Source organism: Actinoplanes awajinensis subsp. mycoplanecinus (assembly GCF_001509495.1).
Classification (GTDB): domain Bacteria; phylum Actinomycetota; class Actinomycetes; order Mycobacteriales; family Micromonosporaceae; genus Actinoplanes; species Actinoplanes palleronii.
In genome coordinates, this window is the sequence record NZ_LLZH01000004.1 from 1 (window position 1) to 11,713 (window position 11,713).

11 protein-coding genes are annotated in these 11,713 nt (G+C 72.5%); 6 read left to right on the forward strand and 5 right to left on the reverse strand.

Annotation, left to right across the window (positions count from 1 at the left end; genetic code table 11):
• Window positions 1-231: 231 nt before the first annotated feature.
• Window positions 232-537, forward strand: a complete 306-nt coding sequence (locus ADL15_RS02005; protein ID WP_157441104.1) for a hypothetical protein — start codon at window positions 232-234, stop codon at window positions 535-537.
• A gap of 9 nt (window positions 538-546) precedes the next feature.
• Here ADL15_RS02005 and ADL15_RS02010 read toward each other — a convergent pair whose 3' ends face one another.
• Window positions 547-1,056 (reverse strand): MmpS family transport accessory protein, encoded by a 510-nt coding sequence (locus tag ADL15_RS02010; protein ID WP_067684582.1) that lies wholly within the window; start codon window positions 1,054-1,056, stop codon window positions 547-549.
• A 190-nt stretch (window positions 1,057-1,246) separates the two neighbouring features.
• Here ADL15_RS02010 and ADL15_RS02015 point away from each other — a divergent pair, with 190 nt between their 5' ends.
• The 4 genes from ADL15_RS02015 to ADL15_RS50930 all read left to right on the forward strand — a co-directional run bounded on the left by ADL15_RS02015 (window position 1,247) and on the right by ADL15_RS50930 (window position 5,030).
• Window positions 1,247-2,368 carry a DegT/DnrJ/EryC1/StrS family aminotransferase gene (locus tag ADL15_RS02015; RefSeq protein ID WP_232343852.1) on the forward strand — a complete coding sequence of 374 codons (1,122 nt, stop codon included), beginning with the start codon at window positions 1,247-1,249 and terminating at the stop codon, window positions 2,366-2,368.
• Window positions 2,369-2,511: 143 nt separating this feature from the next.
• Complete coding sequence (locus ADL15_RS02020; protein ID WP_067684627.1) at window positions 2,512-3,123, forward strand: sugar transferase; 612 nt, start codon at window positions 2,512-2,514, stop codon at window positions 3,121-3,123.
• Window positions 3,116-3,751 (forward strand): acetyltransferase, encoded by a 636-nt coding sequence (locus ADL15_RS02025; protein ID WP_067684586.1) that lies wholly within the window; start codon window positions 3,116-3,118, stop codon window positions 3,749-3,751. Before ADL15_RS02020 ends, ADL15_RS02025 begins: the two co-directional genes overlap by 8 nt.
• 16 nt (window positions 3,752-3,767) lie before the next feature.
• Window positions 3,768-5,030, forward strand: a complete 1,263-nt coding sequence (locus ADL15_RS50930) for a glycosyltransferase family 4 protein (protein WP_232343853.1) — start codon at window positions 3,768-3,770, stop codon at window positions 5,028-5,030.
• On the opposite strand, the gene ADL15_RS02035 is transcribed toward ADL15_RS50930, so the two are convergent.
• Genes ADL15_RS02035 through ADL15_RS02050 form a run of 4 tightly spaced genes read right to left on the reverse strand, consistent with a single transcriptional unit; the run spans window position 4,925 to window position 9,787 of the window.
• Window positions 4,925-6,103: an O-antigen ligase family protein gene (locus ADL15_RS02035; protein ID WP_198170470.1), complete on the reverse strand. Its 1,179-nt coding sequence runs from the start codon at window positions 6,101-6,103 to the stop codon at window positions 4,925-4,927. The genes ADL15_RS50930 and ADL15_RS02035 overlap by 106 nt on opposite strands.
• Before the next feature lie 32 nt (window positions 6,104-6,135).
• Entirely contained in the window at window positions 6,136-7,425 is a 1,290-nt protein-coding gene (locus tag ADL15_RS02040) for a lipopolysaccharide biosynthesis protein (protein ID WP_067684592.1), read from the reverse strand.
• Between the two features lie 5 nt (window positions 7,426-7,430).
• A complete protein-coding gene (locus ADL15_RS02045) occupies window positions 7,431-8,414 on the reverse strand; it encodes a DegT/DnrJ/EryC1/StrS family aminotransferase (RefSeq protein ID WP_067684594.1) in 984 nt (327 codons plus the stop codon).
• On the reverse strand, window positions 8,411-9,787 hold the full coding sequence (locus tag ADL15_RS02050; RefSeq protein ID WP_232343857.1) for a polysaccharide biosynthesis tyrosine autokinase: 1,377 nt from the start codon (window positions 9,785-9,787) through the stop codon (window positions 8,411-8,413). Before ADL15_RS02050 ends, ADL15_RS02045 begins: the two co-directional genes overlap by 4 nt.
• A gap of 94 nt (window positions 9,788-9,881) precedes the next feature.
• Here ADL15_RS02050 and ADL15_RS02055 point away from each other — a divergent pair, with 94 nt between their 5' ends.
• Window positions 9,882-11,696: a nucleoside-diphosphate sugar epimerase/dehydratase gene (locus tag ADL15_RS02055; RefSeq protein WP_232343854.1), complete on the forward strand. Its 1,815-nt coding sequence runs from the start codon at window positions 9,882-9,884 to the stop codon at window positions 11,694-11,696.
• The last annotated feature ends 17 nt before the right edge of the window (window positions 11,697-11,713 follow it).

Here is an 11,713-nt window from a genome sequence, read left to right on the forward strand (position 1 = left end):
GGGTCGTGCCGGGTCGGTGGGGCGAGGTGTGGCGGAGGTCGGGGCGCAGAAGGTGCCGTGACGGGTGGAACTGTGGGTGGATGGGGCGATTGCGGTGGGTGAGAGGTGATCGCGGGCGTCGGACCGATCTTCCGAAATTGATGGCGTTTTGCGGGGATATGGTAGGTAGTTGGCGGGAAAGAGCGACCCCGGGCGTGTGTCGGGTGGGGTGGGTGCGGCTAACGTTCCCGTGTGGCTAAGGGATCAATGGCGGTGCTGGTCGCCTGTCTCGTACTCGCGTTGCACGTCGGTCTCGGGCTGCTCGCCGCGAACTGGTTGTGGAGCGGGGAGACCGATAATCCGCAGCAGTGGACGTATTTCTACGGGACCGGCGGGTGCTGCATCTCGCCGATCACCGCGTCGCTCGGCGCTTTCCTGGTGAACAATCCGCGGTTCAAGGCGGCCGGGATCGGCATGCTGGCCGGGCTCGCGCTGGCCCTCGTCGGTGCCGCGGTGGCGCTGCTGATCGGCTTCACGCCGTCCTGGGCGGGTAACTGACCGCAGGCTCTACCCGGCGGGCAGCGTCGGATCCGGGGTTTCCCCGAGGTCGGAGCCGGAGCCGGGCAGAGCCGGGTCGGGGAGGTCGCCGAAGTCGGGCAGCTTTTCCATGCCGTGGACGCAGGCCGCGACCCGGGGCTGGGTGAACTCGGCGACCACCGCGCCGTCGATGATGATCCGGCAGGTGACCTCGTCGTCCGCGGTCGAGAGGACCACCATCGACTTCACCGCGTCGAGTTCGGCAGGCGTCCCGGTCACGGTCGTGGACCACGGCGTCGAGACCTCTTTGGTACGACCGACATGCTTGACGCCGACGTCCCAACTGATCGTCAGGGCCTTGCCGCTCGCCGACTCGGCCTCGAACCGCACCCCCGGCGGGTCGGCGCGCGGCCGGGTGACGGCGAACGCGGTGGCCGCGCCGGCCAGCACCAGCGCCGCGGCACCGACGGCCAGGTAGATCCGCCGCCGGGGGCGCCGGGGTGCCGGGACGGCGTCGAACGGACTATCAAGATCAATCACTGCGGCAGGATAGATCACTGGTGATCCCGGTGCGGCCTGGCCCGAAGGCGAGAGGTGTTCGGCTTCCGGGCGGATCTCCGGTATCGGGCAGCGGCGCGGATTAGCATGATCGGGGAAGAGGACGTCGAGCTGTCGCCCCCGTCACGCCGACTCGCCGGGTGGTGGGGGAATGATCGAAAATAGTCAGGCTGTGCTGCTGTCGGCACCCGATGTCGGGCTGCTGGAGCAGGAGTACGTGATGGCGGCGCTCCGCTCCGGCTGGGTCGCCCCGGTCGGACCGGACCTCGAGGAGTTCGAGCGGGAGGTCGCCGGCCGGGTCGGTGTGCCGCACGCCGTCGCCGTCAATTCCGGCACCGCCGCGCTGCACCTGGCCCTGCTCGGTGTCGGCGCGGGCCCGGGCGATGTCGTCGTGGTGCCGACCCTGACGTTCGTGGCCACCGCCAACGCGGTCGTCTACACCGGCGCGCGACCGGTCTTCGTGGACTGCGACGCCGCCACCGGCAACCTGGACCCCGAGGTGCTGGCCGGCCTGCTCGCCGAGTTGCGCGCGGAGGGTGCGTCGGTGCGCGCGGTGCTGGCCGTCGACCTGTTCGGGTGCTGCGCCGACTACGAACGGATCCTGCCGGTGTGCGACGGGTACGGCATCCCGGTCGTCGAGGACGCCGCCGAGTCGCTCGGGTCCCGCTACCACGGACGGGCGGCGGGCTCGTTCGGCCGGGTGGCGGCACTGTCGTTCAACGGCAACAAGATCATGACGACGTCGGGTGGTGGCATGGTGCTCACCGCCGATCCGGTGCTGGCCGCCCGGGCGCGGCACCTGGCCGGTCAGGCCCGGCTGCCCGCGGCGCACTACGAGCACGCCGAGATCGGGTACAACTATCGGCTGAGCAACCTGCTGGCCGCGCTGGGCCGGGCTCAGTTGTGCCGCCTGGACGAAATGATCGAGCGGCGGCGGGCGGTGCACGACGCGTACGCGAAAGTTTTTGCTGATGTGGCGGGCGTCAGCCTGCTGGGCGACCACGATCCGGCGGCGAACCGCTGGCTCACCAGCATCGTCGTCGATCCGGACCGGGCCGGGTGGCGGGCCGGTGAGCTGGCCGCGTTCCTGTCGGCGCGGAACGTGGAGACCCGGCCTATCTTCAAACCGATGCACCTGCAGCCGCTCTACGCCGGGGCGCGCGCCGCGCTGACCGGGACCGCGGAACGGCTCTTCCGCGACGGGCTGCTGCTGCCGAGCGGTTCGGCGCTCGTCGAGGACCAGGTCCGGCGGGTCATTGACGCTGTCACCGAGTTCCTGGACGGCCACCGGTGAGATTCGCGATCCGCGCCATGGGCGGCCGAGCCGCGAGCGGCGGTATCGGAGCCGCGGGCCGCGCCGACCGCGGGACTCGCGCTGCGAGCGACGCGACCGGAGCTGCGGGCCGCGCCGGCCGCGGGACCCGCGTCGTCGACGGTGTGCAGCGTGCGATCGATGTTGTCGTCGCCGGGGGTGTGCTGGTCGTGCTGTCGCCGGTGCTGGCCGGGGTCGCCGCCGTGGTGGCGGCGCGGCTCGGGCGGCCGGTGCTGTTCCGGCAGGCGCGGCCGGGGTTGCACGGGCGGCCGTTCACGCTGGTCAAGTTCCGCACGATGCGGGACGTGGACGAGCGGCGCGGGCTGGTCACCGACGCCGACCGGCTGACCGGGCTGGGCAAGGCGCTGCGCGCGACCAGCCTGGACGAGCTGCCGACCATGTGGAACGTGCTGCGCGGCGAGATGAGCCTGGTGGGGCCGCGGCCGTTGCTGATGCACTACCTCGAGCTCTACACGCCGGAGCAGGCGCGCCGGCATCTGGTGCGGCCCGGGGTCACCGGGCTCGCGCAGGTCCGCGGCCGCAACGCGCTGAGCTGGGAGGACCGGCTGGCGATCGACGTCTGGTATGTCGATCACCGCTCGTTCGGCCTGTACCTGCGGATCTGCGCGCAGACCGCTCTGGTCCTGCTGCGCCGCACCGGCATCACCGCCCCGGGCGACCCGACGATGCCGCAGTTCACCGGCGCGAAGCCGCAACCGGAGGCGGACCGTGCCTGACGCCATCGTGATCGTGGGGTGCGGGGGGCACGGGCGGGAGATCTTCGGCATCGTCGCGGCGATCAACGAGGCCGGTGACGTGCCCTGGAAGGTGACCGGGTTCCTCGACGACTCGCCCAGCGACGCCAACCTCCGCTGCCTCGACCGGCTCGGCACCGCCTGGCTGGGCCCGACCGCGTTGCTGGCCCAGCTCGACACGCACTTCGTGATCGGGATCGGGGATCCGCGGGTCCGGGCCAGGGTCGCCGCCGAGCTGGACCCGCTCGGGCGGCCGGCGGCGCGGCTCGTGCACCCGGCGGCGACGGTCGGGCTGGCCAACGAGCTGGGCGAGGGCGTCGTGATCTTCGCCGGTGCGCGGATCACCACGAACGTGACCCTGGGCCGGCACGTGCACATCAATCAGAACGCCACCGTCGGCCACGACTCGGTGCTGGCCGACTGCGTCCAGGTGAACCCGTCGGCGGCGGTCTCCGGCAGCTGCACCATCGGCCGCGACGTGCTGATCGGCACGAACGCCTCGGTGCTCCAGGGCCGCTCCGTCGGCGCCGGATCGAGGGTGGGCGCCAACGCCTGCGTCGTCCGGGACGTGACCGCCGGCCGCACCGTCAAAGGCGTCCCCGCAGCCTGAAGCAGAGGGAGACCACGTGCGCATCACCTACATCCACCAGTACTTCAAGACCCCGGCCATGTCCGGCGGGACGCGGTCCTACGAGTTCGCCCGGCGGCTGGTCGAGCGCGGCCACGAGGTGCACGTGATCACCGGTGAGCCCGACGGCGCCCGGCCCCGGGTCAGCACCGAGGCCGGCATCGTCGTGCACTGGCTGCCGGTGCCGTACGACAACGCGATGTCCTACCCCCGCCGGATCCGCGCGTTCCTCGGCTTCGTCGCCCGCGCCGCCGTGGTGGCCGGCCGCCTGCGGCACGACCTGGTCCTGGCCACCAGCACGCCGCTGACCGTGGCGATCCCGGGCGCGTACGCGGCGCTGCGCCGGCGGGTGCCGATGGTGCTGGAGGTCCGGGACGTGTGGCCGGAGCTGCCGATCGCGGTGGGCGCGCTGCGGTCGCCGGTCAGCCGGTGGGCCGCGTTCCGGCTGGAGGCGTGGGCCTACCACCGGGCGGCGCACGTGATCGCGCTGTCGCCGGGCATGGCCGCGAGCATCCGGCGCCGGTTCGCCGACGTGCCGGTCACGGTGGTGCCGAACAGTTCGGACCGGGAGCTGTTCGCCGGCGCGGACGGCGCGGGCGAGGCGTTGCGCCGGGCCACGCCGTGGCTGGGCGACCGGCCGCTGGTCCTCTACGCCGGCACGCTGGGGATGGCCAACGGCGTCGACTACCTCGTACGGATGGCCGGACATCTCGCCGGGACGGACCCGGACGTGCGGGTGGTGATCCTGGGGGACGGCCGGATGCGGGGCGACCTGCGCGGTCTGGCCGCGGAGCTGGGCGTGCTGGAGCGGAACCTGTTCCTGCTCGGGCCGGTCAGCAAGGCCGAGGTGGTGGCGTTCTTCGGCGCCTGCGACCTGGCCGCGTCGGTCTTCGTCAACCTGCCCGAGCTGGGCAACAACTCGCCGAACAAGGTCTTCGACGCGTTCGCCGCCGGGCGGCCGGTCGCGGTGAACAACGGTGGCTGGATCGCCGACCTGGTCGCCGAGAGCGGCGCCGGACTGGTGCTGCCGCCGGACGACCCGGCGGGAGCGGCCGCCGCGGTGTCCGCGTTCGTCCGCGACCCGGCGGCGGGGCCGGTCGCCCGGACCGCGGCGCGTGCCCTGGCCCGGGACCGCTTCGACCGGGACCTGCTGTTTCAGGACTTCGTGAGGGTGCTGACCGAGGTGGCCGGTACGAGCCGGGCACGAGCCGGGCGCACCGCGGCCAGCAGCAGCAGGATCCACATCAGCCGGGCGTCGTAGTAGTCGCCGGAGAACAGGCAGGTGGCCCCGATGAAGATGCCGCAGTAGGCGGCCGTCCGGGCTTCCAGGCTGCGCTCGGCCAGCGGCTGGCTCTGGTACGCCCGCCACAGCCCCACCCACGCCGCCACCAGCAGCACCAGCCCGGCGGACCCGCCCTCGGCGGCGATCGACAGCGGCAGGTTGTGCACGTACCTTTCGCCGAAGCCGAGGGCGCTGACCGTGTGGAAACCGTTCAGCCCGGCGCCCAGGATCGGCCGCTGCAGGAAGATCTGCAGGGCCATCCGGAACAGCACGTCGCGCTGTGACGCGTACCCCTGGCCGATGGTCGCGTCGACGAAGCGCGACTGGACGTAGTCGGCGATCGTCGGGCCGGCGGTGATCACCAGGACCGTGCCGACCAGGGCGATCAGGGCGAACGGCTTGGCCATCCGGTCGAAGTCGAGCTTGGGCCGGATCGCCAGCAGCGCGACCGCGACGGTGACGGCGAGCGCGACGATGCCGCCCCGGGAGCCGGAGGCGATCGCGCCGAACAGGAACGCCGGGATCGGCACCAGCCAGATCAGCCGTTCGCCGCTGCGCAGGTAGAGGTAGAGCGAGGTGATCCCACCGATGATCATGATGCGGACGAAGACGTTCGGGCCGCCGCCGAACGCCGCCCACCGGCCGCTCGCGTCGTGGCCCCGGCCGGACGCGGCGAACAGGAAGTAGGCCCAGGCCGCGACGTGGAAGAGCTTCAGCGTGACGTCGGTGACCCGGTCGCGGTCCCAGGCGGCCAGGGTGAAGTAGACGACGAGCAGCCCGGCGATCGCGCACAGGTCGCCGACCATCGGACCGGTCTCGGTGCCGGGCGGCACCCAGAGCACGGAGAGCCCCTGGTAGCCGAGCAGGGCCAGGACGCCGAGCAGGGCACCGCCGCCCTCGCCCGGACGGTGGCCGGCGTGGTGCGCCTCCAGGGCCAGGCTCAGCAGCAGGACCAGGAAGAGCGGTACCCGGACGTCGTTGACGACCGGGACGTCCACGCCGACCCGGACCAGGGTGAACCGCCCGGCGAGTGCGACGACGAAGGCGAGCATGACCACCACACCTGGCCGGACAGGGGCCGTGGTCATGGGCGGGGGAGGCGCAGGGCGTACCCGGCCAGCCAGACGGCGTCGATGCCGAGCGCGGTGGCGGCCGCGGCCAGCCCCAGCACCGCGGCGTGCTGCGGCGCGAAGAACACCGTGCCGATGCAGGTCATCACGACCTCGAGGGCCAGGCAGGCGAGCAGCAGGCGGCTGAGGAACTTCGCCTCGAGCAGCGTCTCCATGGTCGGCCGGGCGGCGTAGAACATCGCCATCGGGATCGCGGCGAGCACGCCGAGGCGCAGCACCGGGATCGCCGGGGAGAACTCGTCGCCGAGGAAGCCGTGCACCAGCGCCGGCGCGAATACGAAGATCACCGTGGTCGGCACCGCGGCGAGCAGCCCGGCGGCGAGCGGCAGCGCGGTGAGCAGCTGACGGACGCCCGCGTCCTCGCCGGCCCGGTGGAACAGCCGGCTGAGCCGGGGCATCAGGACCGGGGTGAGCATGGCGAACAGCGAGCAGATCAGGGTGACCGCCGAGGTGGTGAACCCGACGAAGCCCGCCACCGGGTCGCCCGGCATCGTCACGGCCACCGCGAAGGTCGGGAACGTGTAGAGCGCGGGCAGCGCGAGTTCGCCGGGCATGCGCTTCAGTCCGTACGAAATCAGGGTTTTGATCGTGGGTTCGGGGTGTTTGAAGAACGTCCTGGGGCGGTGCCGGACCACGAGGGTGCCCCACAGGCCGACCACCGCGGCGCCGAGACCCTGGATGATCAGGAAGTCCTCGATCCGTTCCGCGGCGACGAACGCCACGAGGGGCATCAGCCCGAGGCCCAGCCCGAAGGTCAGGTTCGCGTCGACGATCTGCTGGTTGCCGCGCAGCGCGGCGAGCGCGACGGTGGTCAGGCAGTTGCCGCCCAGCATGATCAGGATGGCGGCCACCGCGGGCCGGCCGCCGGGCAGCCCGAGCAGCCCGGCGATCCAGTTCCCGGCGCCGGCCCCGGCCAGGCCGACACCGACCACCACCAGTGCCTCGGTGCTCAGCGCGTGCCGGGCCAGCCGCCGGGTGGTGTGCTCGGTGCGCGGCAGGTAACGCTGCAGGCCCAGGCCGAGCCCGAGCAGCAGGGCCGGCTGGAACGTGGTCACCGTGCCCCGGGCGATCTGGTAATACGCGAAGCCGTCGACGCTGCCGCGCTCCGCGACCAGGTGGAACAGGAACAGGCCGGTGCCCAGCACGAACCACTGGACCAGCAGCGTCGAGGCATAGTCGCGCCGCACGGCGGCGGGGACGATCCGCAGCAGTGACCGGAAACCGAGACGCTCACCGACCGGCATACGCCTCAGACATGGCCCTTCGCCTTCAACCGGTCGAACAGCTGCATCGTCTTGTGCACGTCGGCCGGCGAGACACTGCTCCGGACCGGCAGGGTGACCAGGTGCCCGAGCGCCCACTCGGCGTTCGGGCAGGAGCCCGCGAGATAGCCGGGCGGTGTGCGGAACCGGTCACCCAGCTCGACGCCGGCGTCGGCCGCCTCGCGCAGGACGGTGGCCTTGCCGAAGACCCGCACCGGCAGGCAGAGCGGGATCGCTTCCGGTCCGGGCCGCGGGTGGTGCGAGACCGCGAGCCGATCAAGACCTCTTTCGTACGCGGTGAGCACCTTGCGCCGCACCCCGATGTCACGCCGCGCCGCGGTGATCCGCCGGGACAGCCGCTCCCGCACGCCACGGCTCATCCGCCACCCGTACTCGGCGTCGGACGGCTGCGGACGGCACCGCCAGCGCAGCCCGAGCTCGTCGGTGAGCCGGTACGCGAGGTACTCGGCGGACGCGGTCAGCTCCGGGCGCAGCGGCGGGGCCGAGTACCGGGCGTAGCGGGTGTGCATCTCGGCGGCCAGCGCGGGGTCGTGCACCACGGCGGCGCCACCCGGTCCGGCGACGGCGGGTTTGCCCTGCTCGTACGAGTAGATCGCGGCCACCCCGCCGTAACCCACGTCGATCGAGCCGGGCCCGATGTGCGCACAGTCCTCGATCACCGGCAGCTCGGTGATCTCCCGGACCGGCGCGGGATAACCGAACGTGTGCTGGACGATCACCGCCCGGGTCCGGCCGGTGATCCGTTCCCGGATCGAGGCCGGGCTCGCGACCAGCGTGGCGCGGTCGATGTCGGCGAAGACCGGCCGGATCCCGAGCCGCAGCAGGGGTTCGACGACGGCCGGGCAGGTGTACCCCGGCACGATCACCTCGTCGCCCGGCGACACGTGCAGCGCCCGCAGCGTCGCGTGCAGCGCCACCCGGCCCCGGTAGTAGTGCAGCACCGTGCTCACGAGAGCACCGCCTGCATCCGCCACTCCCGGCCGCGCCGCGGTGGTTTCGGCCCGGCCGGATAGCCGTCGTAGGTGGGTATCGCGTCCGGGCCGGTGCGGGTCACCATGTTGAGCACGCAGCCGAGCAGTGTCGCGTTGACCGCGTGCAGGGCCCGGACCGACGCGGTGACCTGGGCCGCCGTGGTCCGCCGGGCCCGCACCACGAGCAGTGTGCCGTCGGCACGGGCGGCGACGACGGCCGCGTCGGTCACCGGCAGCAGCGGTGGGCAATCGAAGATCACAACATCGAACCTTTTCCGTACGTCGTCGACCAGTTCCGTCATCCGCGGCGAGCTGAGCAGCTCACTCGGGTTCGGCGGGGTACGCCCGCTCGCCAGCAGCCACAGCCCGGCGCCCCACGGCTGCAGCACCTGCTCCAGCGCCGCGGTGCCGTCCAGCACCGTGCTCAGCCCGGCCGAGTCCTCCCGGCCCAGGAACGCGGCCAGCCGGGGGTGCCGCAGCTCGGCGTCGACGACCAGGACGCGCTGCCCGGCCTCGGCGAAGAGCAGGGCCAGCCCGCACGCGGTGGCCGAGCGGCCCTCGCCGGGGACCGCGCTGGTCACCGCGAGGGTCTTGACCGAGTTGGCGGCGGCGGCGCACTGCACCTGGGTGCGTACCTCGCGCAGCGCCTCGGTGCGCGCCGAGTTGCTCGCCGACACGAACGGGTTGCCCGGGTCCAGCGGCACCCGGGCCAGCACCGGGGCCGACGTGAGCAGCTGCAACGCCTCCGCGGTGCGTACCGTGTGGTCGGCGACCTCCCGGCCGACCGAGCCGATCGCGCCGACGACCAGCCCGGCGACGGTGGCCAGGGCGAAGTTGTTCAGCGCGTTCGGGGCGACCGGGTCCTCGTCCAGGGCCGGGCCGTTGACCACGGTGACCTTCACCAGCGACGGTTCGGTCGGGGCGGGGCGCTCCAGGGTCTCGACCGCGGACTCGAACCGCTGGATGAGCCGGGCGAGCAGCAGCAGCGCCCGGTTGCGGTCCGGGTCCTGCACGCTCACCTCCATCATCACGGTGTCCGCGATGGTCTCCGCGCCGATCGCTTCCCGGACGTCCTTCACGCTCAGGTCGATGCCGGGCGTACCGGCCAGCGGGGTGGCGACCTCGTCGCTGGTCAGCAGCTTGGCGTAGGTCTGCAGCCGGCTGGTGTTGAACATGCTGGCGGGCAGCAGGTCGGTGGCGCCGGCCGACGGGGTGGAGAAGAAGAAGGTGACCCGGGCCGCGTAGACCGGGGTCATGTTCAGGTTCACGATCAGGGCGACGCCCAGCGCGAGGGCGACCGAGGCCAGCAGCAGCCACCAATGTCGCCGGGCGACACGGAGGTAATCGCGCATGCCCACGTAGTCACCATATGAGCGGTATGACGAGTAATCCTCCGGTATAGAAAAAGTCCACTTTAAGGGGCATTTTCGCTGTTATGCTCCCGGCATGATGGGCGCACGGTCCTGGGTGCTGCGCCACCGCCGCCTGCTCCCGCTGCTCGTGGACGCCACCGCCTGGGCGGCCGGCCTGCTCGCCGCGGTGCTGGCCCGCTACGACTTCGCACCGACCCGGCGCAGCCTGGCCGGCGCCCTGATCGCGATCGCCGTCGCCGTGGTGCTGCAGGCCGCGATCGGGCACACCCGGGGCCTGTACCGCGGTCGCTACCGGTTCGCCGGGTTCGACGAGGTCCGCGCGGTCGCCACCAGCACGGCCCTGGTGGCGTTCGTGCTGACCGCGTTCGTGCTGCTGCTCTCCCGGCATCCGTTCCCGGCCGGGCTGCCGGCGCTCGGCGGCACCGTCGCGCTGGTCATGATGCTCGCCGTCCGCTACGCCCGGCGGACCCAGCAGGCCCGCCACCAGCGCCCGGACGCCCGCAGTACGGCTCCGGTGATCCTCTTCGGGGCCGGCGCGGCGGCGGTCAAGCTGGTCGACTCGATGCTGCAGGACCCGAAGGGCCGCTACCTGCCGGCCGGCCTGATCGACGACGACCCCGGCAAGCGCCACCTGCGGATCTTCAACGTCCCGGTCCGCGGCGCCCGCGACGACATCGCGCGCGCCCTCGCCGACACCGGCGCCGGACTGCTGATCTTCGCGGTCGCCAACGCCGACGCGGCGCTGGTCCGCGACATCCGGGACCGGACCCTGGCGGCCGGTGCCCAGTTCAAGGTGGTCCCGTCGGTCACCGAGCTGATGGACCACCCGGTCGAGGTCGGCGACGTCCGCGAGGTGCAGGTCACCGACCTGCTCGGCCGGCACCAGATCGACACCGACCTGACCGCGATCGGCGGCTACCTGACCGGCAAACGGGTCCTGGTCACCGGCGCGGGCGGGTCGATCGGCTCGGAGCTGTGCCGGCAGATCCACCACTTCGGCCCGGCCGAGCTGATGATGCTGGACCGGGACGAGACGTCGCTGCAGGCGGTGCAGCTCTCGATCGACCCGCAGGCCCGGCTGGAGGACCCGGCGGTGATCCTCGCCGACCTGCGGGACGCCGCCCGGATCCGGGAGATCTTCCGGGACCGCCGGCCGCAGGTGGTCTTCCACGCGGCCGCGCTCAAACACCTGGCCCTGCTGCAGCGCTACCCGGCCGAGGCGGTGAAGACCAACGTCCTGGGCACCCTCAACGTCCTGGACGCGGCCCAGGCGGTGGAACGCTTCGTCAACATCTCCACCGACAAGGCCGCGGACCCGTCGAGCGTGCTCGGCTACTCGAAGCGGATCACCGAGCGGCTCACCGCGTGGACCGCCCGCCGCCGCCAGGGCACGTTCCTCAGCGTCCGGTTCGGCAACGTGCTGGGCAGCCGCGGGTCGGTGTTCACCAAGTTCAGCGCGCAGATCGCCGACGGCGGCCCGCTCACCGTGACCCACCCCGACGTGACCCGGTACTTCATGACCCTCCAGGAGGCGGTCCACCTGGTGATCCAGGCGGCGGCGATCGGCCAGGACGGCGAGGCCCTGGTCCTGGAGATGGGCTCACCGGTGCGGATCGCCGAGGTGGCGGCGCAGATGGCGCAACTGGCGCCGGCGCCGGTCGCGGTGGAGTACATCGGCCTGCGCCCGGGCGAGAAGCTGGCCGAGACGCTGTTCGGTGCGGGCGAGGTCGACCACCGCCCGTTCCACCCGCTGATCTCGCACGTCGAGGTCCCGCCGCTGGACACGGCCCACCTGCGACCGCTGCTCGCGGACATCGACTCCGCGGTCCTGATCGCCCGCCTCGCGGACACCTGCGCGCTTCCGGCTCCGGCGCCCGCGCTCCGCTGAAGACCTTTTCCGGTACG